General features: G+C 71.4%; 23 protein-coding genes. 10 read left to right on the top strand and 13 right to left on the bottom strand.

The window, feature by feature from the left end; all coding sequences use genetic code 11:
• Positions 1 to 2: 2 nt before the first annotated feature.
• Genes VGB24_RS03945 through galK form a run of 4 tightly spaced genes read left to right on the top strand, consistent with a single transcriptional unit; the run spans position 3 to position 4825 of the window.
• Positions 3 to 1139, top strand: coding sequence for a glycoside hydrolase family 43 protein (locus VGB24_RS03945; RefSeq protein WP_331071659.1), 1137 nt, complete (start codon positions 3 to 5; stop codon positions 1137 to 1139).
• Positions 1140 to 1152: 13 nt separating this feature from the next.
• A complete protein-coding gene (locus VGB24_RS03950) occupies positions 1153 to 2637 on the top strand; it encodes a glycoside hydrolase family 43 protein (protein ID WP_331071660.1) in 1485 nt (494 codons plus the stop codon).
• Positions 2634 to 3635: a UDP-glucose 4-epimerase GalE gene (galE, locus tag VGB24_RS03955; protein ID WP_331071661.1), complete on the top strand. Its 1002-nt coding sequence runs from the start codon at positions 2634 to 2636 to the stop codon at positions 3633 to 3635. Before VGB24_RS03950 ends, galE begins: the two co-directional genes overlap by 4 nt.
• Positions 3636 to 3655: 20 nt before the next feature.
• Positions 3656 to 4825, top strand: a complete 1170-nt coding sequence (gene galK / locus VGB24_RS03960; protein WP_331071662.1) for a galactokinase — start codon at positions 3656 to 3658, stop codon at positions 4823 to 4825.
• A gap of 126 nt (positions 4826 to 4951) precedes the next feature.
• Here galK and VGB24_RS03965 read toward each other — a convergent pair whose 3' ends face one another.
• Complete coding sequence (locus VGB24_RS03965) at positions 4952 to 6775, bottom strand: sensor domain-containing diguanylate cyclase (protein ID WP_331071663.1); 1824 nt, start codon at positions 6773 to 6775, stop codon at positions 4952 to 4954.
• Between the two features lie 19 nt (positions 6776 to 6794).
• On the opposite strand from VGB24_RS03965, the gene VGB24_RS03970 reads away from it, so the two are divergent.
• Positions 6795 to 6938: a hypothetical protein gene (locus VGB24_RS03970; protein ID WP_331071664.1), complete on the top strand. Its 144-nt coding sequence runs from the start codon at positions 6795 to 6797 to the stop codon at positions 6936 to 6938.
• Here the strand turns inward: VGB24_RS03970 and larB are convergent.
• The 6 genes from larB to VGB24_RS04000 all read right to left on the bottom strand — a co-directional run bounded on the left by larB (position 6916) and on the right by VGB24_RS04000 (position 14605).
• Complete coding sequence (gene larB / locus VGB24_RS03975; protein WP_331071665.1) at positions 6916 to 7677, bottom strand: nickel pincer cofactor biosynthesis protein LarB; 762 nt, start codon at positions 7675 to 7677, stop codon at positions 6916 to 6918. The two genes, VGB24_RS03970 and larB, sit on opposite strands and share 23 nt — an antisense overlap.
• Entirely contained in the window at positions 7674 to 8672 is a 999-nt protein-coding gene (dusB, locus tag VGB24_RS03980; protein ID WP_331071666.1) for a tRNA dihydrouridine synthase DusB, read from the bottom strand. The genes larB and dusB overlap by 4 nt, the downstream gene beginning before the upstream one ends.
• 267 nt (positions 8673 to 8939) lie before the next feature.
• On the bottom strand, positions 8940 to 11264 hold the full coding sequence (locus VGB24_RS03985; protein WP_331071667.1) for an ATP-dependent helicase: 2325 nt from the start codon (positions 11262 to 11264) through the stop codon (positions 8940 to 8942).
• A gap of 176 nt (positions 11265 to 11440) precedes the next feature.
• Positions 11441 to 12676: a HAMP domain-containing sensor histidine kinase gene (locus VGB24_RS03990; protein ID WP_331071668.1), complete on the bottom strand. Its 1236-nt coding sequence runs from the start codon at positions 12674 to 12676 to the stop codon at positions 11441 to 11443.
• 82 nt (positions 12677 to 12758) lie between these two features.
• Complete coding sequence (gene serS, locus VGB24_RS03995; protein ID WP_331071669.1) at positions 12759 to 14048, bottom strand: serine--tRNA ligase; 1290 nt, start codon at positions 14046 to 14048, stop codon at positions 12759 to 12761.
• Positions 14048 to 14605 (bottom strand): hypothetical protein, encoded by a 558-nt coding sequence (locus VGB24_RS04000; RefSeq protein WP_331071670.1) that lies wholly within the window; start codon positions 14603 to 14605, stop codon positions 14048 to 14050. The genes serS and VGB24_RS04000 overlap by 1 nt, the downstream gene beginning before the upstream one ends.
• A gap of 223 nt (positions 14606 to 14828) precedes the next feature.
• On the opposite strand from VGB24_RS04000, the gene VGB24_RS04005 reads away from it, so the two are divergent.
• From VGB24_RS04005 to VGB24_RS04025, 5 genes are all read left to right on the top strand, one after another.
• On the top strand, positions 14829 to 15182 hold the full coding sequence (locus tag VGB24_RS04005; protein WP_331024114.1) for a roadblock/LC7 domain-containing protein: 354 nt from the start codon (positions 14829 to 14831) through the stop codon (positions 15180 to 15182).
• Positions 15183 to 15234: 52 nt separating this feature from the next.
• Positions 15235 to 15651 (top strand): response regulator, encoded by a 417-nt coding sequence (locus VGB24_RS04010; RefSeq protein ID WP_331024115.1) that lies wholly within the window; start codon positions 15235 to 15237, stop codon positions 15649 to 15651.
• The gene (locus VGB24_RS04015) at positions 15648 to 16733 is read left to right on the top strand and encodes a mannose-1-phosphate guanylyltransferase (protein ID WP_331071671.1); all 1086 of its coding nucleotides are present in this window, start codon (positions 15648 to 15650) and stop codon (positions 16731 to 16733) included. Before VGB24_RS04010 ends, VGB24_RS04015 begins: the two co-directional genes overlap by 4 nt.
• Positions 16734 to 16915: 182 nt before the next feature.
• Positions 16916 to 18145, top strand: a complete 1230-nt coding sequence (locus tag VGB24_RS04020) for a putative sugar nucleotidyl transferase (RefSeq protein WP_331071672.1) — start codon at positions 16916 to 16918, stop codon at positions 18143 to 18145.
• A 140-nt stretch (positions 18146 to 18285) separates the two neighbouring features.
• Positions 18286 to 19107, top strand: a complete 822-nt coding sequence (locus VGB24_RS04025) for an MBL fold metallo-hydrolase (protein ID WP_331071673.1) — start codon at positions 18286 to 18288, stop codon at positions 19105 to 19107.
• Positions 19108 to 19228: 121 nt separating this feature from the next.
• Here the strand turns inward: VGB24_RS04025 and VGB24_RS04030 are convergent, their stop codons facing one another.
• The 6 genes from VGB24_RS04030 to VGB24_RS04055 form a co-directional block, all read right to left on the bottom strand.
• Positions 19229 to 19609: a TraR/DksA family transcriptional regulator gene (locus VGB24_RS04030; RefSeq protein WP_331071674.1), complete on the bottom strand. Its 381-nt coding sequence runs from the start codon at positions 19607 to 19609 to the stop codon at positions 19229 to 19231.
• Between the two features lie 163 nt (positions 19610 to 19772).
• Positions 19773 to 21128 carry an RIP metalloprotease RseP gene (rseP, locus tag VGB24_RS04035; RefSeq protein WP_331071675.1) on the bottom strand — a complete coding sequence of 452 codons (1356 nt, stop codon included), beginning with the start codon at positions 21126 to 21128 and terminating at the stop codon, positions 19773 to 19775.
• Entirely contained in the window at positions 21122 to 22273 is a 1152-nt protein-coding gene (gene dxr, locus VGB24_RS04040) for a 1-deoxy-D-xylulose-5-phosphate reductoisomerase (RefSeq protein ID WP_331071676.1), read from the bottom strand. The genes rseP and dxr overlap by 7 nt, the downstream gene beginning before the upstream one ends.
• 7 nt (positions 22274 to 22280) lie before the next feature.
• Positions 22281 to 23135 carry a phosphatidate cytidylyltransferase gene (locus tag VGB24_RS04045; protein ID WP_331071677.1) on the bottom strand — a complete coding sequence of 285 codons (855 nt, stop codon included), beginning with the start codon at positions 23133 to 23135 and terminating at the stop codon, positions 22281 to 22283.
• Between the two features lie 10 nt (positions 23136 to 23145).
• Positions 23146 to 23892, bottom strand: coding sequence for an isoprenyl transferase (locus tag VGB24_RS04050; RefSeq protein ID WP_331071678.1), 747 nt, complete (start codon positions 23890 to 23892; stop codon positions 23146 to 23148).
• A 104-nt stretch (positions 23893 to 23996) separates the two neighbouring features.
• Complete coding sequence (locus VGB24_RS04055; protein ID WP_331071679.1) at positions 23997 to 25469, bottom strand: MDR family MFS transporter; 1473 nt, start codon at positions 25467 to 25469, stop codon at positions 23997 to 23999.
• Between the last annotated feature and the right edge of the window lie 134 nt (positions 25470 to 25603).

Raw genomic sequence — 25603 nt, forward strand, 5'->3', positions numbered from 1 at the left:
CGATGAATCGCGCTCGTGGTCAGACTGCCTTCGCCCGCGCCGCCTGGGGCCTGCTCGCCGCCGCGCAGCTCGCGGCGTGCACCCCGCCCGTGCAGGCGCCGGGCACGCCCGCACCCGCCACGGGCGCGGTGTGCACGTTCACGAACCCCGTCGCCCGCGGCGCCGACCCGTGGCTGGAGTTCCGCGACGGCTACTACTACATGGCGCAGTCGAAGAACCAGGAGGGTCAAAATAGCACCATCTGGGTCTTCCGGTCGAGAAAGCTCACCGACCCCATGCGCGACAGCGTAAAGGTGTGGACCGCGCCCGACACGGGGTGGAACCAGACGCACGTCTGGGCGCCGGAAATCCGCCTGGTGGACGGCCGCTGGTACATCTACTACGCAGCCGGCCGCCCCGGGCCACAGGACGCGCCGTTCATCTACCAGCGCGCGGGGGTCATCCGCGCCGCGACCAACGATCCGCAGGGCGCGTACGAGGACCTGGGCCAGCTGGATACGGGCGGCACCCTGGCTACGCACGCCGACGACGTGTGGGCCATCGACTTTACGGTACATCGCTTCAACGGCCAGCTATACGGCATGTGGTCGGGGTGGGAGAACAACACGCCGCTCGCGCGCACGCCGCAGTACATCTACATCGCGCGGATGTCCAACCCGCACACCATCAGCGGCCCGCGCGCGCAGATCTCCGCGCCCACCGAAAGCTGGGAGCGGAGGGAAGATCCCGTCGACGGGCTGGACCTGAACGAGGGGCCGCAGGTGCTGGCGCGCGGCGACCAGACGTTCGTCGTGTACTCCACGCGCGAGTCGTGGCTGCGGTCGTACCGCCTGGGGATGCTGCGGCTGAACAGCCCCACGGCGGACCCCATGCTGCCCTCCAGCTGGACCAAGACGGGCCCCGTGTTCGCCGAGGCCAACGGGGTGTACGGCCCGGGGCACAACGGCTTCGCGAAGTCGCCGGACGGCACCGAGGACTGGATCATCTACCACGCGAAGGTGGACACGGGGCCCAACTGGAACCGGGTGATCCGCGCGCAGCCCTTCACCTGGAACGCCGACGGTTCGCCCAACTTCGGCCAGCCGGTGGCGTCCGGGGTGCCGCTGCGCGTTCCGTCCGGCGAGCCCTGCGAAGGCTGACCGGGCGCGTTCGATGAACGAAATCCGGCTCGCCGCCGTCACCGATGCGCCTTTCCGGTTCGAGGGGGCGATCACGGACGGGTGCACCCTCGTCGTCATGGGACCGGACGCGGCCGGCGCGCGGGCCGTGGGGGAGTACACCCTGCGCGAGCGGACGCACAATGGCTGGCTGGACGTCTACGCAGAACTGGCGGCGCGCTTCGGCACGCGGGTGCCGCGCAACCGGCAGCCGCCCGAGCCGGCGACGTTCCGTGCCCCCTTTCGCCCGCTGCTGACGGAGAACCTGTCGCCGGACGTGCTGCACGGGTACGGCGACCCGGCGGTGATGCGCGCGGACGAGGAGGGCGGGAGTTGGTACTACCTGGTCGCCACCTCCAACGACGCCCCCGACGCGTTTCCCATTGCCCGCTCGCGCGACCTCGAGGACTGGGAGATGGTGGGCTTCGTCTTTCCCCGGGGCCACAAGCCGGCGTGGGCGGCGGACGGCGAGGGCGTCAGCGACTTCTGGGCGCCGGAGATGCACCGGGTCGGCGGCGAGTACCGGGTGTACTTCGCGGCGCGGGAACGGGATGGACACGACCTGGCGATGGGCGTGGCGACGTCGCCCAGCCCCGGCGGGCCGTTCCAGACACCGTCGGAGCCGGTGCTACGCGGCGGCGTGATCGATCCGCACGTGGTGGTGGACGACGATGGTGCCGCCTACCTGCTGTGGAAGGACGACACCAACGGCGTCTGGCCGGGGCTGCTTCACCAGCTGCTGCACGAGCACGGCCGGCTGATCGCCGAGCTGCTGCCGGACGAAGCCGACCGCCGCACCGCGTCCCTATTGGCGACGCTCTGGCCGTGGGTGCGGACACTGGAGCCGATGGAGCGCTTCTTTGCCCAGCAGGTGCTGGTGGAAGCCGTCACCGAGCGGTTTTCGGCGGTGAGGAACCGGTTCTCGGCCATGCTCGGCCGCGAGGCGGACCCGGCGGTGCGGCAGGCCATCCGCGCGGTCCTCAGCGCGATGCGCACGCCGGTGTGGGCGCAGCGACTTTCGGCGGACGGGTGCAGCCTGGAAGGGGAACGCACCCTGGTGCTGCAGAACGACCAGCCCTGGGAGGCGCACCTCATCGAGGGCATCTGGGTCACCCGTCGCGGGGGCAAGCACTACCTGTTCTACGCCGGCAACGACTTCTCCACCGCGCGCTACGGCATCGGCGTGGCGGTGGCGGACGCGCCGCTGGGGCCGTACCGGAAGATGGCCCAGCCGCTCCTTCGCTCGACCGCGGAGTGGTGGGGGCCCGGGCATCCGTCCGTGGCGGAGGGGCCGGACGGAGAGCCGTGGCTGTTCCTGCACGCCTTCTTTCCCGGCCGGACGGGCTACAACGAGTTCCGCGCGCTCCTCGCCGTGCCGCTGGTGCTGGACGGGGAACGCGTGGTGGTGAAGGCGGACGACGAGGGCGTCGCCGCATACGATGACGTGACGGAAATGCAAACGATCGGAGTTGCGCGATGAGGGTGCTGGTTACGGGTGGGGCGGGGTACATCGGCAGCGCCGTGGTGCACCAGCTGGTGGCGGGTGGGGACGAGGTGGTGGTGTTCGACGACCTGTCGCAGGGGCACCGGGCCGCCGTGCATCCCCAGGCGACGCTGGTCGTGGCGGGGCTGGACGACCGCGGGGCGATCGACCAGGCGATGGCGGAGCACCGGCCGGAGGGCATTCTCCACTTCGCCTCGCACACGCTGGTGGGCGAGTCGATGGAGCACCCGTTCCGCCACCTGGGGAACAACGTCCGCAACGGGCTGAACCTGCTGGAAAGCGCCGTGGAGCACGGCGTCGGCCGCTTCATCCTGTCGTCGACGGCCAACCTGTTCGGCCTGCCGGACCGCGACCCCATCGACGAGGGCACGTCCATCTCGCCGGGAAGCCCGTACGGCGAGTCGAAGTTCATCCTGGAGCGGATGCTTCACTGGATGGACGACCGCTTCGGGATGCGCTATGCGGCGCTGCGGTACTTCAACGCCTGCGGCGCCCTCTCGCCCGAGCTGGGCGAGGACCACGATCCCGAGACGCACCTGATCCCGATCGTCCTGCAGGTGGCGCTGGGGCAGCGGGAGCGCGTGACCATCTTCGGCGAAGACTACGAGACGCCGGACGGCACCTGCATCCGCGACTACATCCACGTCGAGGATCTGGCCGACGCCCACATCCGCGCCCTGCGCGCGCTGGACGAGGGGAGCCGCACGTACAACCTGGGGATCGGCCACGGCTTCAGCGTGCGCCAGGTGATCGAGGCCGCGCGCGACGTCACGGGCCACGCCATTCCCGCCGTCGCCGGCCCCCGCCGCCCCGGTGACCCCGCGCGGCTGATCGCCGCGAGCGACCGCATCCAGCGTGAGCTGGGTTGGAAGCCGAAGTGGACGGACCTGCACGCCATCATCGAGAGCGCCTGGGCGTGGCACCGGACGCACCCCCGCGGATACGACGACCGCGCCGCCGCGCCCGCTTCCTGAACCTTGATCCATTTCCTGACATGAGCAGCGACAACGGCCTTCGCGCCCGCGTGACGCGGGAGTTCGAGGCGCGCTTCGGCGAGCCGCCGGCGTGCGTGGCCCGCGCGCCCGGCCGCGTGAACCTGATCGGCGAGCACACCGACTACAACGACGGCTTCGTGCTGCCGATGGCCATCGACCGCGCGGCCTGGATCGCCCTGCGCCCGCGCGACGACTCGAAGGTGTTCATCCACTCGCTGGACTTCGACGAGGACCGCGAGTTCGACCTGGACCACCTGGCCAGCACGGGCAACGAGTGGATCAACTACGTGCAGGGCGTGGCGTGGGTGCTCCAGAAGAAGACGCGCGGCCTGAAGGGATGGGACGGCGTGGCGGCCGGCGACGTGCCCATCGGGGCGGGGCTTTCGTCCAGCGCCGCCTTCGAACTGGCCTCCGCCCGCGCCTTTGCGTCCATTTCGGGAATGCCGTGGGACCCGCGCGAGATGGCGCTAGCGGCGCAGCGGGCGGAGAACGACTGGATCGGCGTGCGCTGCGGCATCATGGACCAGATGATCTCGGCCGCGGGCGAGGAAGGGCACGCCCTGCTGATCGACTGCCGCTCGTTGGAAACGCGCTCGGTGCCCATGCCGCCCCGCAGCGCGGTGGTGATCCTGGACACCGCCACCCGCCGCGGTTTGGTGGACTCGGCGTACAACGATCGGCGGCTGCACTGTGAGGAGGCGGCCGACTTCTTCGGAGTCGAGGCATTGCGCGACGTGGACGTGGAGCGGTTCGAGCGGCTGGCCCCCCGGATGGAGAACGTGATGCGCCGTCGCGCCCGCCACGTCATCACCGAGAACGCGCGCACCCTGCAGGCGGCGGATGCGCTGGAGCGGGGCGACGCCGCCACCGTGGGCCGGCTGATGAACGAGAGCCACGCGAGCCTGCGCGACGACTTCGAGGTGTCGCGGAAGGAACTGGACGTGATCGTGGAACTGGCGCAAGGTCACGATGCCTGCCGCGGCGCGCGGATGACGGGCGCCGGCTTCGGCGGGTGCGCGGTGGCGCTGGTGGACGGGGAAGGCGCCGACGACTTCGCCCGCACCGTGGCGGAAGCCTATCAATCCGCGACGGGGCTGGAGCCGCGCGTCTACGTCTGCTCGGCGTCCGCGGGCGCATCCATCGAGACCCCCGCGCCCATGCCAGTCTAAAACTGCAAAACAGTTTCACGCAGAGGACGCAGAGAAGACAGAGAGGACGCAGAGACTTCTATCAGTTCTCTGCGTCCTCTCTTTTCCCTCTGCGACCTCTGCGTGAAACTGTTTTGATCAGTGAGGTTACGCGCGTCCAGCGGCTTCCAGCTTGGGGGCGGCGGCCACGCGGTTGCGGCCCGACTCCTTGGCCCGGTACAACGCCGCGTCGGCCAGGCCCAGGAGCTCGGAAGGGGTGGCGGTGCAGTCAGGGCAGGCCGAGACGCCGACGGAGGCCGTCACCGAGAGCGGCCGGCCCTGCCAGTTGACCGTGCGCGATTCCAGCGTGCGCCGGATGCGCTCGGCCGCGTCCATGGCCTGGCGCAGCGTGGTCTCGGGAAGCAGAACCGCGAACTCCTCGCCGCCCAGCCGCGCGGGCAGGTCCACGTCGCGCACGGTGCTCTTCAGCAGCTCCGACACGTGCTGCAGCACGCGGTCGCCCGCCTCGTGGCCCCAGGTGTCGTTGAACTTCTTGAAGAAGTCCACGTCCAGCGTCACAAGCGCGAACGGGCGCGCGTAGCGGTCGAAGTAGCTGGAAAGCGCCGCCAGCCGCTGGTCGAAGGCGCTCCGGTTGGGCAGCCCCGTCAGCGGGTCGGTGGATGCGCGCTGGTCCAGCGCCTCGAAGCGGCGGGCGCTGCGCATGGGCATGGGCGCCACCGAGCACAGCAGGTGAAGGATCTCCCGCTCCCGCTCGCCGAAGCGCCCCGGCTCCGGGTGCCACGCCGCTACCACGCCGATCGCCCGCCCATCCACCATCAGCGGCAGCACCGCGGCCGAGCGCGGCGCCTGCTCCCACTTCTCGCCCGGGGCCAGCAGGGGCAGCCGGTCGCGCTCGCGTCGCAGGTCCACGTAGTTCAGGTCTACGCCGTGCTTCACCGCCAGCGACAGCCGCGACTCGCCCTCGCCGAACGCCTCGGCGCCCATGGGCATGGGCTCGCCGGACGCGTGGAGCACCTTGCCGCGCCCCGCGTCGTCCGTCACCAGGGCGACCGCCGCGCCCGCGGCCCCGGTGCCCTGGCGCACAGCGGCGGCAAGCTGCGCGGCGAACTTGTCCAGTTCCAGCTCGCCGGGAAGGGTGCGCACGGCATCCGCCATCGCCCGCATCCCCGCGTCGGCGCGGCGCACGGCGGCGCGCGACTTCAGCAGCCCCAGCAGCGTGCCCAGGTGCTGGCCTCCGCGCACCGCCGCGGCCTCGGCCCCGGGCGGCACCTGGCCGGGGTACGCCAGGGCGAGCACCATCACCCGTGCCTCCACCTCCACCGGCAGCAGCAGCATCTCCGCCGCCCAGGGCGACGGCAGGTCGCGCTTGCCCCGCTGGATGCGCTGCGGAAGCCGCTCGTCGATGGCCCACGCGAAGGGGTGCCCGGCCAGCGCCACGGGCGACTCGGCCGCGGGCACCTCGGGCGCCGCGGCGCGCACCAGCACCGCGGCCGTGCGCTGGTCGTCCACCCCGTCGGCCCGCCACAGCGCCGCCTCGTGCGCGTCCGTGGCGCGAAGGATCACCGCCAAGGCGTTCTCCACCGCCTCCGCGTCCGTCGCCTCGCCATCCCGCCGGGGCGCCGCCTCCGGCTCCGGGACCACCGCGCTCCCCATCCGCTTCGCCCCCGGCCCGTGCGCCACCCAGGCCGCCAGTCCAGCCGCCAGCGCCATCAGCAGCACCCATCCCGCCGCCGCCGTCCATACCGGCGCCGTCCCATCCATCCAGTCCGCACCGATCGCCAGCGCCGCCACAACGCCCGCCGCGGGCGCCGCCCACTTGGGCGCGCGCCGGCCGAACAGCACCACCCATCCCGCCGCGAGCGGCGCCAGGGGCGATGCCAGGTGTCCGGTGGCGGCGATCAGCAGGTGGACGGGGGGCCAGAGCGCCGCGGCGGCCCCGGCGTCCTTGCCGCGAACGCGGAACGCCCACACGGCCAGGGCCAGGAGGAGGATGACGAACAGTCCCGCGCCCCACCACGGCAGCCGCGCCGCGAGCCCGAGCGCGGCGGCGTACGCCAGCGCCGAGACGGCGAGCGGAAGCGGATGGGGAACGCGGATCGACGTGGAAATCGTCAGGCGGGCGGAAGCAGGTTGATGCGCGACGCGGCGGCCGCCGCGCCGAACCCGTTGTCGATGTTCACCACGGTGACGCCCGAGGCGCAGGAGTTCAGCATCCCCAGCAGCGCCGAGAGGCCGCCGAACGAGGCGCCGTAGCCCACGCTGGTCGGCACGGCGATCACGGGGACGGAAACCAGGCCGCCCACCACGGAGGGGAGCGCGCCCTCCATCCCGGCGATCACGATGACCACGGCGGCGGACGACAGCGTGTCGCGCGCGCTGAGGATGCGGTGGATGCCGGCCACTCCCACGTCCGTCAGCCGCTCCACCGGGTTGCCGTAGGCGCGCGCCGTCACCGCCGCCTCCTCCGCGACGGGCAGGTCGCTGGTGCCGGCGGTGACGACCAGCACGGTGCCGCGCGTCCGCCGCTCCACCGGCTGCGCGGGCGCCAGGTACGCCGTCCGCCCCAGCTCGTTCAGCTCGATGGCGGGAAGCGCGGACCGCAGCGGTTCGCGCGCCTCGGGCGCCAGGCGCGTGGCCAGGAACCCCTCCCCGCGCTCCGCGATGCGAACGGCGAGGGCGACGACCTGGTCCGGCGTCTTCCCCTGCCCGAAGACGACCTCGGGAAAGCCATGGCGCAGGGCGCGGTGGTGGTCCACCCGCGCGAAGTCCAGGTCTTCCACCGGCGCCCAGGCCAGCCGCCGCTCGGCGTCGGCGATGGACGACGCGCCGCTGGCCACCTCGCCCAGCAGCGCGCGCAGAGATTCGGGGGTCACGCCGCCGCCCCCTGCTCCACCTGCGCCAGGTAGCCTTCCAGCAGCCGCTCGGCCTCGTCCAGCCGCCGCACCTCAAACAGCTCCTGGCGCAGGTAGCGCCCGTTGGGGAGCCCCTTGGTATACCAGCCCAGGTGCTTGCGGAACTCGATCATCGCCTTTTCCTCGTCCGCTTCCCAGGCGATGGCCAGCCGCGCATGCTCGATGACGATGCGGAACCGCTCGGCCGCCTCGGGGTCGGCGGGAATGGGCCGCCCCTCCAGCGCCGCGCGGGCCTGCGCGAACAGCCACGGCGCCCCGTGCGAGCCCCGGGCGATCATGATGCCGTCGCAGCCGGTGTGCTCGCGCATCCGCGCCGCCGCCTCGCCCGTGAACACGTCGCCGTTGCCGATCACCGGGATGTCGAGCGCCTGCTTGACGGCGGCGATCTCGTCCCAGTTGGCCGTTCCGCTGTACATCTGCGTACGGGTGCGGGCGTGCAGCGTCAGCACCTCGGCGCCGGCGTCCTGGCAGCGCAGGGCGATCTCCACCGGGTTGCGCGTCTGCTCGGTGAAGCCGCTGCGGATCTTGACCGTCGTGGGGATGGAGATGGCCGCCTTCACCGCCCGGATGATGTCGCGCACCAGCTCCAGGTCGCGGAGGCACCCCGAGCCGCCGTTGCGGTTGACCACCTTCTTTACCGGGCAGCCGAAGTTGATGTCCAGGAAGTCGGGCTCGTACACCTCTTCCACGAGACGCGCGGCCTGGGCCATGGCCTCCGGCTCGGCGCCGAAGATCTGGATGCCGATGGGCCGCTCGTCGTCGTGAAAGCGCAGGTATGAGTGGGTGCGCCGGTCGTGGCGCCGGATGCCCTCGGCCGACACGAACTCCGACACGACGACGTCGGCCCCGTACGACCGGCACAGCCGGCGGAAGGGCGATTCGCTGACTCCCGCCTGCGGGGCCAGGTACAGCGGCACGGTGCCGCTCTTGAGCAGGTCGATGGCACTGGTGGACATGCGGCAATATAACCCGCCCGCGCCGGACGGTTCAACCACGGCAGCTCGCGTCCTCGAAATCCTCTCCCTGCGTCTCCGCGGCTCTGCGTGAGGCCTGTCGTTTACTGCCTTTGGATCACGCAGAGGACGCAGAGGAAACAGAGAGGACGCAGAGGGAACCCCGCACCTGGTGCAGTTCTCTGCGTCCTCTCCGTCATCTCTGCGTCCTCTGCGTGAAACTCTTTGAATGTCAGCCATCGAGCTCCAGAGTCGCAGAGCCGGCGCGGCCTACTCCCACTCGGGCTGCAGGTTCGCGTACTTGAGCAGGATGCTCTTGCGGCCCACGTCGTCGAATTCGATCGTCGCCTTTACGTTCTCGGCGTAGCCCGACAGCTCCATCACCGTTCCCACGCCGAACGTGGCGTGCCGCACGCGCGAGCCCTTGCGCAGCGAGGGCGAGTCCTGCGAATCGGAGTAGTCCACCTGGTAGCTGGGGTCGCCGTCGTACGCGGGCGCGGCGGGTGCGGAGCCGTACAGCCGCTCGCGGCGGGTGCCCGGACGCCCGAAGTCGCCGAACTGCTTCCACGGCTGCGGATAGCTGGACGTGCGCTCCAGGATGCGCGGCGTGCGGCGCGTCTCCGTCAGCTCCTTGGGCACCGACTCCAGGAACTGCGACGCCACGCAGTCCATGTACGTGGCCCCCCGCCGCCGCCGCCGCGCGTGCGACAGGTACAGCTTGCGCTCGGCGCGCGTCACCCCGACGTAGAACAGCCGCCGCTCCTCTTCCATGTCGGCGGGCTCGTCCATGGCGCGCACCAGGGGGAACAAGCCGTCCTCCAGGCCGGTGATGAAGACCAGGGGAAACTCCAGCCCCTTGGCGTTGTGAAGCGTCATCATCGACACCGCGTCGGCGTGCGGGTCGTGCTGGTCCACGTCCGCGACAAGCGCTACATGGCCCAGGAACAGGTCGACGGCGCGCGGTGAGGTTTCGCCCACCTCTTCCAGCTCCATCATCAGCTCGGGATCTTCGTCCTGCAGCCGCCGCTGCACGTCGGCCGCCCCCGCGATCAGCTCGTCCAGGTTCATCAGGCGGTCCTTGCCCTCGGGCCCCTCGGCCTTGAGCGCCTCCACCAGCCCCGCCTCGATCACCAGCTCCCGCAGCAGCCCGTCGAGCCCGATGCCCTCGCGCCCGGCGAGCGCGGCATACTTGCGGATCAGCGCGGCCATCTCCGGCAGCGCCCGGGCCGCCACGCCGCGGATTCCATCCACCGAGGCCGCTTCCTCGGCCGCGCGCAGCAGGGGCAGCCCCCGCGCCGTCGCGTGCTCCGCCAGCCGCGCCACCGACGCATCGCCGATCCCCCGCCGGGGAACGTTGACGACGCGCAGAAATGCCTCGTCCGCGGCGGGGTTGGCGACGAGCCGCAGGTAGGCCAGCGCGTCCTTCACCTCGCGGCGTTCGTAGAAGCGGGTTCCGCCGATCACCCGGTACGCCATCCCCTCGCGCCGCAGCCCCTCTTCCATGGCGCGCGACTGGGCGTTCGTCCGATACAGGACGACGAAGTTCTTCAGCGCCAGCGACGGGTTGTCGGCCATCCGCACTCGGATCTCCTCCGCCACCCAGCGCGCCTCGTCGGCCTCGTCGGCGCATTCGACCAGGGTGATGCGCTCGCCCGCGCCGGCGTCGGTGCGCAGCGTCTTCCCCTTGCGATGCACGTTCTGCGAGATCACGCGGTTGGCGGCGTCCAGGATGGTGCTGGTGGAGCGATAGTTCTGCTCCAGCCTTACCATTCGCGCGGCGGGGAAGTCCTTTTCGAAGTCCAGGATGTTGCGGATGTCGGCCCCGCGCCAGCCGTAGATGGACTGGTCGTCGTCGCCCACCACGAACAGGTTGTGCTGCTCCCCGGCCAGCAGGCGCAGGAACACGTACTGCGCGCGGTTGGTGTCCTGGTACTCGTCCACCAGGATGAACGGAAAACGCCGTTGGTAGCGCTCCAGCACGGGCGGGCTCTGCCGGAACAATTCCACCGGCTTCACCAGCAGGTCGTCGAAGTCGAAGGCGTTGGCGTCCTTGAGCGCCTTCTGGTAGCGCGGAAACACGTCGGCCACCACGCGCTCGAACGGATCGCTGGCGCCGTGCCCGTACGCCTCCGGGCCCATCAGCTCGTTCTTGGCGGCCGAGATGGCCCCGTGCACCGCGCGGGGCGAGAACTTCTTGATGTCCAACTGCAGCTGGTCGCGAAGGATGCGCTTCACCAGCCCGTCGGCGTCGTCCGCGTCGTACACGGTGAAGCCGGGGCTCCACCCCAACCGGGTGCCGTCGCGGCGCAGGATGCGCACGCCCACGGAGTGGAAGGTGCCGATCCACATCCCCGCGAGGTCCTTGCCCAGGCTGGCCCTCACCCGCTCGCGCATCTCCCCCGCGGCCTTGTTGGTGAAGGTCAGCGCCAGGATGGCGGCCGGGTCCACCCCCATCTCCTCCACCAGCCAGGCGATGCGGGTGGTGAGCACGCGGGTCTTGCCCGATCCGGCGCCGGCCAGCACCAGCAGCGGCCCCTCGAAGTGGGAGGCCGCCTCGCGCTGCTCGGGGTTCAGGTGCGACAGGTCAAACGTCATCGGTGACTGCGGTCAGGACGGTAACAGAAAACGAGATGCGGAAGCCCGGCCCAGCGGCTTCCGCATGCGATGGCGTCGGCCAAGCGCACCATACCCTCGGATGCAGTCCGCGAAGGCGGACTTCGGGCCGTCGTTGCCGCGGATTCATCCGCCCGAGCCCAGCCCGAGGGCTGAACTCAGGACGCCGCCTTCCGCGCGAAGCGCTTGGGCACCAGCTGGTCGTCCGCCGCATCCTTTTCGCGCGGGGCGGCGGGCAGGATCATCGCGAAGCGCGCCCCCCGGTCCGACGGCTCCAGGCGCAGGCGGCCGTGGTGCACGTCTTCCACGATCCGGCGCGCGAGCGAAAGGCCCACGCCCCACCCCCCCTTCTTGGTCGAAACGCCCGGGTCGAAGAGCGTGCTGCGGACCGCCGGAGAGACACCCGGTCCGTCGTCGATCACGCGGATCTCCACCCGCCGCTCGCCGTGCGCCTGCGCCTCGATGCAGATGCGCCCGCCGGAACCCGCCAGCGCGTCGAGCGCGTTCTTCACCAGGTTTTCAAGCGCCCACTCCAGCAGGATGGCGTTGCCCAGCACCGGCGGCGTCCCCTCGGGCACGTCCACCTCCAGGTCTACCCCGCGCCCCAACTGCGGCAGCCGCACGCGGATGTAGCGCTCCAGCACCCGCAGGAGGGTCCGCACGTCCACCGGGTCCTTCTGCACCGGCCGGCCGATCCACTCGAAGCGCCGCGCCACCTTCTCCAGCCGGTCCAGGTCGGCTTCCATCTCGCCGGCCACCGCGGGAAGGGTGGCCATGGGCTCGCGCTCCTCGTCCGGGAGGCGAAGGATCTCCACCCATCCCGCCAGCGACGACAGCGGCGTGGCCATCTGGTGCGCCGACTCGCGGGCCATCGCCGCCCAGATGCGCTCGCGCTCGGTGCGCTGGTTGTGGCGGATCAGGGAGGCCAGTGCGCCCAGCAGCCCCACCAGCGCGCCCACCTGCAGCAGGGGAATCCACCGCAGCCGCTCCACCGTGGGCGGATCGCCGAAGTAGATGGTGCCCAGCCCCTCCTCCGTCAGTGGCGGGTTGCGCGAGGCGAGCCGCGCGGAGTAGTCCATCACCCGGATCATGTCGGCGGTATCACCCGGGATGGCCTCGAACGGAAGGTTCACCCAGTACGCGGGAACGCCGTCCTGGTCGGCGTACACGATGGGCACGCGCAGGCGCTGGATCTCTCCCGACAGGGCCAGCAGGGTGCCCACCGGCTCGGCCTCTGGGTCCGTCAGGCCGTGGAACACCCGCACCACCATGCGCGAGTGCACCTGGGCGTCCTTGCGCATCTCGCGCACGAGCGCCTGGCTGTACACCAGGTACCAGGCCAGGATGGCCGCGGCCAGCACCGCGAGCGCGGTGGGCCAGTGGCGCCGGTTCATCCGCGGCGCGGCGGGGCGGGGGTCCGCATGAAGGAGCGGTGGATGGGGTCCGGCGCGCCCGGCGGGGCGCGCCCGGCCGCGGTCAGGGGCGAACCAGCCGGTCCGTCCCCAGGTACGGGCGCAGCGGCTCGGGAACGATGACCGACCCGTCCTCCTGCTGCCCGTTCTCCAGCAGGGCGATCACCGTGCGCGGCAGCGCCAGCCCCGACGCGTTCAGCGTGTGGACGAACTCGGGCCGGGCGCCGGGCTCGGGGCGGTAGCGGATGCTGGCGCGGCGCGCCTGGAAGTCGGTCATGTTGCTGGCGCTCGACACTTCCAGCCAGCGGTCGACGCCCGGCGCCCACACCTCCAGGTCGTACGTCTTGGCCGAGCCGAAGCCCGTGTCGCCGCCGGCCAGCAGCAGCACGCGGTACGGAAGCCCCAGCAGCTGAAGCACCCGCTCGGCGTGCCCCGTCATCTCTTCCAGCGCCTCCCACGAGTGCTCCGGCCGCTCGAAGCGCACCAGCTCCACCTTGTCGAACTGGTGAAGCCGCAGCAGCCCGCGCGTGTCCTTGCCCGCCGCCCCCGCCTCGCGCCGGAAGCAGGGCGAGTAGGCGGTGAAGCGCGTGGGCAGGCGGCCGGCGTCGAGCAGCTCGTCGCGCAGCAGGTTCACCAGCGGCACCTCGCTGGTGGGCACCAGGTAAAGCCCGTCCTCCGGCAGCTCGTAGGCGTCGCCGTCTTCCACGAACTTGGGGTACTGCCCCGTGCCCTGCATGGACTCGCGCGTCACCAGGAAGGGCGGCTCCACCTCGGTGTAGCCGTGCTCGCGGGTGTGCAGGTCCAGAAAGAAGTTGATCAGCGCGCGCTGCAGCCGCGCCCCCATCCCCCGGTACGCGGGAAAGCCGCTTCCCGCCACCTTCGCGCCGCCCGCCAGGTCCATCAGCCCCAGCTCGGCGCCGATCTCCCAGTGCGGCCGCGGGGCGAAGCCGAACGCGCGCGGCTCGCCCCAGGTGCGGACGACCACGTTCGCCTCTTCGCCGCCCTCGGGAACGGACGGGTCCACCAGGTTGGGGATGCGCAGCAGCTCGTGCTCGACGGCGCCCTCCACCTCGCGCAGCCGGGCGTCGATTTCACGGATGCGGTCGCCGGCCGTGCGGGTTTCGGCGATCAGGTCGTCGGCGCTCTCGCCCCTGCGCCGGCGCTCGCCCACCTGCTGGCTGACGGCGTTGCGGCGGGCCTTGAGCTCGTCGCCCTCGCCAATCAGCGCGCGCCGCTCGGCGTCGAGGGCCAGCACTCGCTCGATGGCCGCGCTGGTTTCGCCGCCCTTGCCGCGCGCCGCCAGCCGCTGGCGTACGGCGTCGGGGTCCTGCCGGATCAGCCGAACGTCGATCATCAGTCGGCGAGGCGCTCGTCGTCGCAGTTTTCGTTGAGCACCACCGCCAGCCTCACCGTCTGCGCCGCCGCGTCGAGCGCCGTCACCTTGGCCTTGGCGTACGTCTGGCAGCGCTGCAGGCCGTTGCCCCAGGGGCGCGAGCGCATGATGTAGGTGGTGTTCAGCACCAGCGGCACGGCTTCTTCGCCGTAGTCGGCGCCGCCGCGGGGCGCCGTGCGAAGGGCGTCGAAGTCGCGGGTGGAGAGGCCGATCTCGGCGCCGCTGCCGCCGCCCAGGGGCACGAACGGGCGCAGCACCAGCTGCGCTCCCACCTTGCGGACCGTGAAGTCGAAGCGGTCGGCGTCGGCGGGGGTTTCCGGGAAGCTTTCCAGCGGGCTCCCCGGCACCCCGGGGACCAGGTCGATGGCCGTGGCGAAGGTGGTGGCGCTGGTGGGCGCGGCAAGCGAAACCGTGTCGGTGCGGAGCCGCGGCTCACCGAAGAACGAGTTGCCTTCGCAGGCGCTGAGCGCGCCGGCGAGCGGAAGAACGAGCACAAGAGCAAGGAGCGAAAGTCGCACCGCCGGATCCCTCCAGGAGCGGCCCGGCCCGCGCGCGCTGCGCGGGTGGACGCGTGAAAAAAACAGCGCCGCCACGAGGGCGGGCGCGCGGGTAACCATAGGGGACGGCGGGAGCGCGCGTCAAGGTGGCCGCCCGGTTTTCCAGGGTTGACGCGGGGCCGCGCCCGCCGGTACGTTGCTCGCGTTCCACCGGCCCTTTTCACCACGGCGGAGAGCGCGCGAAATGCCCCAGCTCGAGACGGCCCTTTCCTCGCTTCGCGGCCACCCGGGGGTGCAGCACGTGCTGGTGCTGGGCCACGACGGCCTGCTGATCGCGCACCAGGGCGAGGGACCCCTCGATGCCGAGACGGTGTCGGCCATGGTGCCGGGCGTGGCCAGCGCCGCGTCGCAGCTGGGACGCGCCGCCGGCGCGGGCCCCGCGTCCGTGGTGGCGGCCCGGCTGGAGCGCGGCGTGGCGCTGGTGGCCACGCTTTCGCCCGAGGTGCTGCTGGCCGTGCTGCTGGGCGAGGGCGTGGGCTTCGCCCCGCTGCTGCGCGAGCTTGCCGACCGCCGCGACGAGCTGGCCGCGCTGGTGTGAGCGATACAACCCCGTCCGCGCCCAGCCGGTTCCCTTCGCACCGCCCGACCCCATGACCGAAACTCCCGACGGCGGGCCGCGCCGCGTGCTCGTGGCCGACGACGAGCCCCACATCGGCCGCATCATCCAGATGAAGCTGGAGCAGGGGCCGTACGAGGTGACCCTGGTGGCCGACGGGCGCGCGGCGCTCGACGAGCTGCAGGGCCCCGAGCCCATCGACGTGGTGCTGCTGGACATCATGATGCCGTACGCCACCGGGCTGGAGGTGCTGGCCGAGGCGCGCCAGCTGCCGCACCGGCGCGACACGCCCATCATCATCCTCACCGCCAAGGGCCAGGACGCCGACCGCAGGCAGGCGCTGGAGCTGGGGGCGACGGACTTCTTCACCAAGCCCTTCAGCCCCAAGAAGCTGCTGGCCCGGGTGGACGAGCTGTTCGGCGGCCCGCCCGCCGGGGAGGACGACGAATGACGGCCGGCGGGCCTCACCTGTGGACGGTGATCCTGGCCGGGGGCGTGGGCTCGCGCTTCTGGCCGGTCAGCACCCCGCGCCGGCCCAAGCAGCTGCTTCCGCTGGCCTCGGACCAGCCGCTGATCCGCGATACGGTAGACCGCATCACCCCCCTGGTCCCGCCCGAGCGGCTGCGCATCCTCACCGGCCCGCACCTGGCGGAGCCGCTGCTTTCGGCCCTGCCCGAGTTCGACGCCGGCAACCTGCTGCTGGAGCCGCGCGCGGCGGGAACGGCGCCGGTGCTGGCCTGGGCCGCCGCCGAGCTGGAGCGGATGGACCCCGACGCGGTGATGGTGTCGCTCCATGCCGACCACGTCATCCATCCCCCGGAGGCGTTCCGCGCCCTGATCGCCCGTGCGGCGGAGCTGGCGGCCGGCCACCGCCGCCTGTTCACCATCGGCGTTCCGCCCACGCGGGCCGAGACCGGGTACGGCTACATCCACCTGGGCGCGCCGCTCTCCGCGCTGGACGGCGACGCGCACCCGGAGCCGGGGAACGCGGTGGCCGAGTTCGTCGAAAAGCCCAACCGCGAAACGGCGGAGGCGTACCTGGCGGCGGGCACCTACCTGTGGAACACGGGCCTGTTCGTATGGCGCTGCGCGGACCTGCTGGACGAGCTGGACCGGCACGCGCCCGAGTTCGCCGGGCTCGTCCCGCTCCTGCGCCGGGGCGGCCCCGATGCCACGGTCGAGTTCTTCGCCCGGGTGCCCACCATCTCCATCGACGAGGCGCTGCTGGAGCGCTCCGACCGGGTGGGCGTGGTGCGTGCGACCTTCGCCTGGGACGACGTGGGGGCGTGGGACGCGGTGGCGCGCACGCGCACCCCCGACGAGGCGGGCAACGTCCTCCTGGGCGAGGCCCACGCGGTGGACAGCAGCGGGTGCATCCTGTACGCGGACGCCGGGCCCGTGGTGGCCTTCGGGTTGACCGACGTGGTGGTCGTCCGCACCGAGGGGGTGGCCTTCGTGGCCCAGCGCGACCGGCTGCCGGAGCTGAAGTCGATGCTGGAGCGGCTGCCGGAGGCGCTGCGGAAGCTGGACTGAACTGCAGTGCGTGAGTGCGGGAGTGCGTGAGTGCGGTAGTGGGCCTGGGTGCGCACTGCCGCACTCGTCGTTTGGGCGCGGTTTCGAACTCGCCTAGCCTAGCTCAAAAGATGCAGAGGCGCGCGCCCGGACTCACGCACTAACGCACTAACGCACTCACGCACTCACGCACTCGCTCCTCCATGCTTTCCCTGATCCTCTTCGACGACGCGATTTCCCGCGGGTGGCAGCCGTTCGCGCTCACCCGGCCGGGCGGCGAGCTGGCGTTCGGCGCCCTGTCCATGCGCCGCCGCGCCGAGCGGGTGTTCGGGGCGCGGTGCGCGGCGCACCTGGCGGCGGATCACCTGGCCGGCTTCGCGGAGGGCGATGCTCCTCCGGTGCTTGCCTACGCGGACGCGCCGGCGGAGGGCGACCGCTTGTTCCTTTCCGCCCGCGCGGTGCCGGCGTGGGGGAGCGGCGAGGTGTGGAAGGCCCGGCGCGGCGGGGCAGGGCCCATCCTGGTGAACGGCGAGGTGGCAGGCTGGTTCGCGCCGGACGGCACCCCCGGCCCCGACGCCCGCTTCTTCGACGCGCCGCCCACCATGCTGGACCGCACGGGCGCCGTGGAGCTAGCGGGACGAATGATCGGCCCCGTGTGGGAGCTGATGTCGGGCAACGGCGACCAGCTGACGATCGACATCCAGTCGCTTTTCCCCGAACCTCCCGCGGTCGACCTCCCCGCGGGCGCGCACCGCCTCGGCGAGCACGCGCTGGTGCTGGGGGAGGGGGTGCGCATCGAGCCGGGGGTGGTGCTGGACCTATCCTCCGGGCCCGTCTGGCTGGACGACGGGGTGACCGTGCGCGCGTTCACCCGGCTGGCCGGCCCGGCGTACGTCGGGCGCAACAGCACCGTGCTGGGCGGGCCTCTGGAGCAGGTGACCATCGGGCAGGGGTGCCGCATCCGGGGCGAGTTCGCCGAGAGCGTGTGCCTGGACTTCGTGAACAAGGCGCACGACGGCCACATCGGCCACGCGTACCTGGGCGCCTGGGTGAACCTGGGCGCGGAGACGACGAACAGCGACCTGAAGAACAACTACGGCAGCGTGCGCCTGTGGACGCCGGAGGGCGAGCGGGACACGGGCGAGATCAAGCTGGGCTGCTTCCTGGGCGACCACGTAAAGACGGGGATCGGCCTGCTGCTGAACACGGGCACCGTCGTGGGCGCGGGAAGCAACCTGTACGGGGCCGCCATGCCGCCCAAGTACGTTCCCCCGTTCAGCTGGGGCACCGGCGACGAGCTGACGGCGTACCGGGCCGACAAGTTCCTGGAGGTGGCGAAGCGGGCCATGGCGCGCCGCAAGGTGCAGATGGCCGACAGCTACGCCGAAGCCCTTCACCGCGCCTGGAACCTGGCCCGCGGCGGCGAAGGCTGACGCGCCGATCCGCCGGGCCCGAACAGGGTTAGACGCTCTCCCCCACTTCGATTACATTGGAGCAGGGGAGAGCGTCCGTCGTTCCGCAGTTCACTCCCGCACTCCCGCACTCCCGCACTCCCGCACTCACGCACTTCGTTTTGAACGTCACCATCCTGGGCAGCGGCAGCCGCGGAAACGCGATCCTGGTGGAATCCGGCGACACCCGCCTGCTGGTGGACGCCGGGTTCAGCGGGCGCGACCTGGAGCGCCGGCTGGCGGAGGTGGAGGTGGACCCCGCCTCGCTGACCGCCCTGCTGGTGACCCACGACCACGGCGACCACACCCGCGGGATGGGCGTGGCGGCGCGGCGGTGGAACGTGCCGCTGTACCTGACGGAGCTCACCCGCAACGCCTGCCGCCAGCTGCTGGACGGCAGCGAAGAGGTACGGACGTACGAGAGCGCGTCGCCCGTGGAGATCGGCGGACTGGTGGTGACGCCGTTCCTGACGGTGCACGACGCCATCGATCCCGTCGCCGTGACGGTGACGGAGGCGGGGACGGGCGAAAAGCTGGGGATCGCCACCGACCTGGGGCGCGCGACGGCGGGGGTGCGGCACGCCCTGCGGTGCTGCGACGTGCTGGTGCTGGAAAGCAACCACGACGAGATCCTGCTGCGCGAAAGCCCCTATCCCTGGTCAGTCAAGGCGCGCATCGGCGGAAGCCACGGGCACCTTTCCAATCGCGCCGCCGGCGAGCTGGTGACGGAGCTGTTCCACGACGGCCTCTGCGCCGTGGTCCTGGCGCACCTGAGCGAGAACGCCAACGAGCCGTCGCTGGCCAGGGAAGTGGTCGGCCAGGCGCTGGCCAGGCGGCGCTTTTCCGGGATGCTCGACGTGGCGCGCCAGGACCGGCCCACGCCCCCCATCGACGTCACCCGCATGAAGGCCCTGCGCCTGCCCCCGCAGATGGCGCTGTTCTGACCCCTTGAACGGCTGTTTCACGCAGAGGACGCAGAGATGAAAGAGAGGACGCAGAGAAAAACATTCTTTTCTCTGCGTCCTCTCCGTTTCCGCTGCGTCCTCTGCGTGAAACCGCAGTTCGTCAGGCCGCCTTTTCCTCTTCTTCGCGGCGCTTGCAGTCCAGGCAGTATCGCGCGTGCGGCAGCGCCTCGAGCCGCTGGAAGGGAATTTCGTTCTGGCAGCCGTGGCAGATGCCGAACGCCTCGGGCTCGGTGTACAGCCGGCGCAGCGCCTCTTCGATACGGTACAGGTACCGCCCTTCCTTGCTGGCGAACAGGAACGACTTCTCCCGCTCCATGGCGTCGGTGCCCTGGTCGGCCATGTGGAACGAGTAGCTGGAAAGGTCCGCGTCGGCAGAGTCGCGGCTGACGGAGTGCTGCTGGAAGCGGCCGATGGAACGCCTGATCTTGTCGCGCTCGCGCACAAGAAGACGCTCGATGGATTCGATTTGGGTCCGATCCATGTCGCCTGTCTCGACTGTCACTGGTGTGGCCCGGCGCAGGAAGCCCCGGAGCGGGGCGCGCCCGAATTCGAACGAACATCCGTTCCCGGCAGAGGTGCGGAACAGCCAGGAAATGTAGCACCAAATGGGGCGCGCGTTCAAGTGCGCGCCCCGGCCGCGCGTTTCAGCGGCTGAGGAAGCGCTCCACGTAGCGCACCACGTCGTTGCCGTTGGCCCACAGCATCAGCCCCACCACGATGATCAGCCCCACGTGCGAAAGGCGGATGCGCGCCTCCACCGAGAGCGGCCGGCCGCGCACCGCCTCCACCAGCAGGAACATCAGGTGCCCGCCGTCGAGGATGGGGATGGGGAGCAGGTTCAGCACGGCCAGGTTCACGGAAAGCAGCGCCAGGAACTCCAGGAAGCTCCATCCGCCCTGCTGCGCGCTCTGCCCCGACGCCTCGCCGATGGAAAGCAGTCCGCCCAAGTTGCGCGGCGACAGCGCGCCGGTCACCAGGTCGCGCAGCGTGGTCAGCAGCAGCTCCACCATCGCCACGGTCTGGTGCCACCCGTGGGCGATCGCCGCGCCGAAGCCCAGCCTGCGGTAGTGGATCAGCGGAAGCTCCTGCGCGCCGATCTTCCCCACCATCCGCTTCTGCCCGTCCACCTTTTCCTCTTCGGCGTCGGGCGTCATCACCACCGAAACCCGCTTGCCGCCCCGCTCCACCTCTACCTGCAGGGGCTTGCCGGGGCTGCCGCGGAAGCGCTCCACCGCCTCGTGCCACGCGACGACCGGCTGTCCGCCGATCGCCACGATGCGGTCGTTCGGCTTCAGCCCGGCCCGGGCCGCGGGGCGGTCGGGAAGGACGATGGCGAACACGGGCGGGCTGTAGGGACGCAGCGCGCCCTGCACGGTGTCGCGGCTGGGGCCGGGGGCGGGAAGCTGCAGCGTCACCGCCGCGCCGCCCTGCACGCCCAGCTGCACCGGCCCCGCGGGAAGGGCGGCCAGCCGCTCCTGCATCTGGTTGTAGTCGCCCACCGGCCGGCCGGCGACGGAGACGATTTCGGCGCCGGTGGGAATCTGCCGCACCTGCGCCGCGCTGCCGCCCAGCTCGTGCATGGGCGCAAGGCGCCGGGTGCCCACGTACGGCTCGCCCTGGCCGGCGGCCAGCACGATGTTGGCGAGCAGCGCGAAGACCAGGTTCATGATCACCCCGGCCGAGATCACCCAGGTGCGTGCCCAGATGGGCTTGGCGTCGAAGGTGCGCGCCGGGTCCACCGGGGGCGCTTTTTCGCCGCCCTCCAGCACCTCCATGGCCTCGTCGTCCTCCATCCCCGCCATCTTCACGTACCCGCCCAGCGGGATGGCCGAGATCACGAAGTCCGTCTCGCCCCACTTGAAGCCGGTCACCCGCGGCCCCAGCCCCAGCGAAAAGGTGGGCGCGGCGATGTCCACCGACTTGGCGGCGAAGAAGTGCCCCAGCTCGTGGATGAGGATCAGTACGGAAAGGGCGACCAGGGTCGCGACGACAGTCAGCACGGGGCCAGCTGGTTCAGGAAATCGTTCGTGGCGCGCCGGGCCCATCCGTCGGCGGCCAGCACGTCGTCCAGGGTATCGACGGGGCCGTTGGGCCACCGGTCCAGCGCGTCGGAGATGGCTTCGGCGATGCCGGGAAAGGTGCAGCGGCCGGCCAGGAACTCGGCCACGGCCACCTCGTTGGCGGCGTTGAACACCGCCGGCGCGGTGCCCCCGGCCCGCCCCGCCTGCACTCCCAGCGCGAAAGCGGGAAACCGGGCCGTGTCCACCGCCTCGAAGGTCAGCGGTCCCCCCGCCACGGGGTCGTACCGCCGCGCATCGTACGGCAGGCGCTCCGGGTACGTCAGGGCGTAGAGGACGGGGATCTCCATGGTGGGAAAGCCCATTTGCGCCAGCACCGATCCGTCCACCGTTTCCACCATCGAGTGGATGATGGACTGCGGATGCACCACGGCCTCGATGCGGTCGTACCCCACACCGAAGAGAAAGTGTGCCTCGATCACCTCCAGCGCCTTGTTGGCCAGGGTGGCGCTGTCGATGGTGACCTTGGCCCCCATGTTCCAGGTGGGGTGGCGCAGGGCGTCGGCGGGAGTGACGGCGCCGATGCGCGCCAGCGGCCACTCGCGGAACGGCCCGCCCGACGCGGTGAGCACCAGGCGGCGCACGTCCTCCACCCGCGTCCCCGACAGGCACTGCAGGATGGCGCTGTGCTCGCTGTCCACGGGGGTCAGCGCGCCCCCGCCGCGCCGCGCGGCCTCCAGCACCAGCGGACCGCCGCACACCAGCGACTCCTTGTTGGCCAGCGCCACCCGCTTGCCCGCACGGAGCGCCGCCAGCGTGGGCTCCAGCCCCGCGGCGCCCACCAGGGCGTTGATGACGATGTCGGCGTGGGGGTGCGTGGCGGCGTCCAGCAGCGCCTGCCGCCCGGAACGCCACTCCGTCGGTCCCGGCGGCAGGTCGCCCGGGACGGGTGCGTCGGCGATCACGGCGAGGGAGGGCCGGAGCTCGGCGACCAGCTCGCGCAGGGCGCCCGCGTTGCGGTGGGCGGTCAGGGCGACGGCGCGAAAGCGGTCCGGGTGCTGGCGGAGGACGGCGCGCGCGCTCGCGCCGATGGAGCCGGTGGCCCCCAGGATGGCGACGCCCTTCATCCCGCGGTCAGGGGCCGACGACCAGGGCGAAGAAGGCGTACCCCAGGGGCAGCGTAACGATCAGCGAGTCGAAGCGGTCGAGCGCGCCCCCGTGGCCGGGAAGCAGCGTTCCCGAGTCCTTGACGCCCACGTCGCGCTTCCACAGCGACTCGGCCAGGTCGCCCAGCTGCGCGAAGACGGAGACGAGAAGGCCGAGGAGGGCGCCTTCCCAGGGGCTGGGCTGATAGGTCCAGAAGCTGGTGAGCAGGTACGCGTAGGCGATGCCGCCGATCACCCCGCCGAGCACGGCGGAAAGCGCGCCCTCCACCGTCTTTCCGGGGCTCACGCGCGGGATCAGCTTGCGGCGCCCGAACGCGCGCCCGCCGAAGTACGCGGCCGAGTCGCTGATCCAGGTAAGGAGGACGGGGGCCAGCAGCAGCGCCGGGCCGTGCAGTTCGCCGCGCAGCTCCGGCAGGTGGCGCAGGTACAGGCCGAAGCCCAGCAGCGCCGCGTACCCCGCGCCGAAAACGGTGACCGCGGTGGAGACCAGCGGCTCGCCCTCTACCCCGCGGGCCCAGATGCACACGCAGGCGGCGGTGATGGCCAGCAGCACGAGGGCGATGGTGGGGAGCGGGTTCCGCACGCCGTCCTCGGGCATGGCGCCCGCGGCCAGGACGATGGCGGCGGCGCCGGCCGAGCCCAGGAGGGCGAGGGGCCGGGCGGGCTTCTTCTCCGCCATCCGGTACAGCTCGAACGCCGTCAGCGCGGCGCAGAGCGCCAGCAGCCCCGCCAGCACCCAGCCGCCCATCCACACGGCGGCCAGGGCGGGGGGAATGCCGGCGATGGCCACGCCGACGCGCTTCAGCGTTTCCGATGCCGCCACGGGGTAGTCTTCAGGAAGCCAGGACGCGGCCGAACCGCCGCTCGCGCCGCTGGTAGTCCAGCAGGGCGCGGAAGAAGTGCTCGCGGCCGAAGTCCGGCCACAGCACGGGGGTCACGTACAACTCGGTGTACGCCAGCTGCCAGAGCATGAAGTTGCTGATGCGCTGCTCGCCCGAAGTGCGGATCAGCAGGTCCGGGTCCGGGTCGCGCGGCGTGTACAACTGCTGGCTGAACAGCTCCTCGTCGATCTCGCCCGGGAGCAGCGTGCCGGCCGCCACGCGCTCCGCCAATTTCCGCGCGGCCAGCACGATCTCCTGCCGGGCGCCGTAGCTGATGGCCAGGTTCAGGCGCATCCGTGCGCCGCCGCGGGTGTGGTCGACGATGGACTGGATGGCGGCGCGGGTGCGCGGCCCCAGCCGGTCGAGCTCGCCGATGCAGTGCACCTCGATCCCCTTTTCCTTGAGGTCGCGGCGCTCGCGGCGCACGTACAGTTCCAGCAGGCCCATCAGCGCCGAGATCTCCGTGGCGGGGCGCCCCCAGTTCTCCTGCGAAAAGGCGTACAGCGTAAGCACCTCGACCCCGGCGTCGCCCGCGGCCTCCACGGCCTGGCGAACGGCCTGCATGCCGGCGCGGTGCCCGAACTCGCGCGGCTGCCCGCGTTCCCGCGCCCATCGCCCGTTGCCGTCCATGATGACGGCCACGTGGCGGGGCACCGTTCCGTTCAGCCGGATTTCCTGGAGGAGCTGCTCGCAAGACATGCCGGGTAAGATGGACGGCTGCGGCGGGTTTGTCAAAGCAAGTTCTTTTCGAATGCAACGAATTGGATCGTGAGACCCGGATGGCGACGGACCGCGAACGGAATCTATTCGTCGCGGCGCAGCTCCGGGATGCGCCACGCGGCAATGAGCGTCAGCAGGGCCATGAGCGCCACCCCCCAGAACACCCAGTGCAGGCTCTCCGCCAAGCCTCCGCGCACCAGCGCCAGCGCGTCGGTGCCCAGCCGGGTGGCGCGGGGGGCGGCCTCGCCCAGCAGGTCCTGGATGCTGTCGAGCGACACGCGCCTCCCCAGCCCCTCGCGCTCCAGGTAGCGCGCCATCTGGTAGTTCAGCATGCCGCCGAACAGCGCCGCCCCCAGGGCGTTGCCCAATATCCGCATCAGCATGTTGCTGGCGGTGGCCACGCCGCGCTGGTTCCACGCCACCGTGGTCTGGATGGCGACGATGGAGGTGGTGCTCACGAATCCCAGCCCCACCCCCACGAGAAAGGAGCCGATCCCCGCGGGCAGGGGTCCGCGGGACGAAAAGAGGGCGATCAGCAGCGTGCCCGCCAGCAGGGCCACGCCCCCGGTGCGCACCAGCCGCCGGACGCCCAGCCTCACCAGGCTGCGCCCCGCCCAGAACGCCGAGAGCGGCCACCCCAGCGTCATCATCGACAGGGTGAACCCCGCCAGCAGCGCCGACCCGCCCAGCACCCCCTGCACGTAGGTGGGAAGAAAGGTGATCAGCCCGATCATCATGATCCCCGACGCCAGCGTGGCCAGGTTCGCGTAGCGGATCAGCGGGCTGGCCCACAGCTCCAGGTGCATCAGCGGGTCCGGCGCGCGGCGCTCCTGGCGGACGAAGAGCACCAGCGCCACCCCGAACACCGCCAGCAGCGGTCCCGCCGCGGCCACCCCCCAGGTGCCCGCCTGGGTGAGCGCCAGCATCAGCGAGCCCACGCCCGCCAGCAGGAGCACGGCGCCGGGATAGTCGATCTGCCGCTTTTCCCGCTCCACCCCCTCGTGAAGGTACATGGCCACGAGTGCAATGGAGGCGATGCCGAAGGGCACGTTCACCCAGAAGATCCACGGCCAGCCCACGCTGTGCACCACGATGCCGCCCACCAGCGGCCCCACGATGGACGCCAGTCCCCACAGCCCCGACATGTAGCCCTGGATGCGCCCGCGCTCCTCGATGGAGTACAGGTCGCCCGCCAGCGTGGTGGTGATGGGCTGCACGGCGCCCGCCCCCAGCCCCTGCACGAAGCGAAAGGCCACCAGCATGGGCATGGTGCGCGCGAAGCCGCACAGCACCGAGCCCGCCAGGAACACGACGACGCCGGCGATGAACACCGGCTTGCGCCCCACCAGGTCCGAGAGCTTTCCGAAGATGGGAATGGCCACGGCCTGCATCAGCAGGTACGACGAGAACACCCAGCTGTAGAGCGAAAAGCCGCCCAGCTCGGCGGCGATGCTGGGCATTGCCGTGGCGATGATGGTGCCCTCGACGGCCGCCATGAACATGGCCAGCAGCAGCCCGGTGAACACGAGTCCCCGGTGGGTGGTTGCTTCCTTCAACGTGCTCCGCCTGCAAAGGACCGAAACGCGAAAAGCGGCCACCGGGCCGCCAGCCTGCTCTGGATGCACCCACCGTACCCCCGGCGGGGCAGGACGCGAAAGGGGAGGGGAGCGCGGGTCTCCCCTTCGCGCTT

The sequence above is a fragment of the Longimicrobium sp. genome (assembly GCF_036399935.1).
Taxonomy (GTDB): Bacteria; Gemmatimonadota; Gemmatimonadetes; order Longimicrobiales; family Longimicrobiaceae; genus Longimicrobium.

What these genes read in the sequence shown, in the direction of transcription:
- VGB24_RS03945 (WP_331071659.1), top strand. Translation starts at nt 3, where the DNA reads ATGAATCGCGCTCGTGGTCAGACTGCCTTCGCCCGCGCCGCCTGGGGC.
- VGB24_RS03950 (WP_331071660.1), top strand. Translation starts at nt 1,153, where the DNA reads ATGAACGAAATCCGGCTCGCCGCCGTCACCGATGCGCCTTTCCGGTTC.
- galE (WP_331071661.1), top strand. Translation starts at nt 2,634, where the DNA reads ATGAGGGTGCTGGTTACGGGTGGGGCGGGGTACATCGGCAGCGCCGTG.
- galK (WP_331071662.1), top strand. Translation starts at nt 3,656, where the DNA reads ATGAGCAGCGACAACGGCCTTCGCGCCCGCGTGACGCGGGAGTTCGAG.
- VGB24_RS03970 (WP_331071664.1), top strand. Translation starts at nt 6,795, where the DNA reads ATGACGAACAGTCCCGCGCCCCACCACGGCAGCCGCGCCGCGAGCCCG.
- dusB (WP_331071666.1), bottom strand. Translation starts at nt 8,672, where the DNA reads ATGTCCACCAGTGCCATCGACCTGCTCAAGAGCGGCACCGTGCCGCTG.
- VGB24_RS03985 (WP_331071667.1), bottom strand. Translation starts at nt 11,264, where the DNA reads ATGACGTTTGACCTGTCGCACCTGAACCCCGAGCAGCGCGAGGCGGCC.
- VGB24_RS03990 (WP_331071668.1), bottom strand. Translation starts at nt 12,676, where the DNA reads ATGAACCGGCGCCACTGGCCCACCGCGCTCGCGGTGCTGGCCGCGGCC.
- serS (WP_331071669.1), bottom strand. Translation starts at nt 14,048, where the DNA reads ATGATCGACGTTCGGCTGATCCGGCAGGACCCCGACGCCGTACGCCAG.
- VGB24_RS04005 (WP_331024114.1), top strand. Translation starts at nt 14,829, where the DNA reads ATGCCCCAGCTCGAGACGGCCCTTTCCTCGCTTCGCGGCCACCCGGGG.
- VGB24_RS04010 (WP_331024115.1), top strand. Translation starts at nt 15,235, where the DNA reads ATGACCGAAACTCCCGACGGCGGGCCGCGCCGCGTGCTCGTGGCCGAC.
- VGB24_RS04015 (WP_331071671.1), top strand. Translation starts at nt 15,648, where the DNA reads ATGACGGCCGGCGGGCCTCACCTGTGGACGGTGATCCTGGCCGGGGGC.
- VGB24_RS04020 (WP_331071672.1), top strand. Translation starts at nt 16,916, where the DNA reads ATGCTTTCCCTGATCCTCTTCGACGACGCGATTTCCCGCGGGTGGCAG.
- VGB24_RS04030 (WP_331071674.1), bottom strand. Translation starts at nt 19,609, where the DNA reads ATGGATCGGACCCAAATCGAATCCATCGAGCGTCTTCTTGTGCGCGAG.
- dxr (WP_331071676.1), bottom strand. Translation starts at nt 22,273, where the DNA reads ATGAAGGGCGTCGCCATCCTGGGGGCCACCGGCTCCATCGGCGCGAGC.
- VGB24_RS04050 (WP_331071678.1), bottom strand. Translation starts at nt 23,892, where the DNA reads ATGTCTTGCGAGCAGCTCCTCCAGGAAATCCGGCTGAACGGAACGGTG.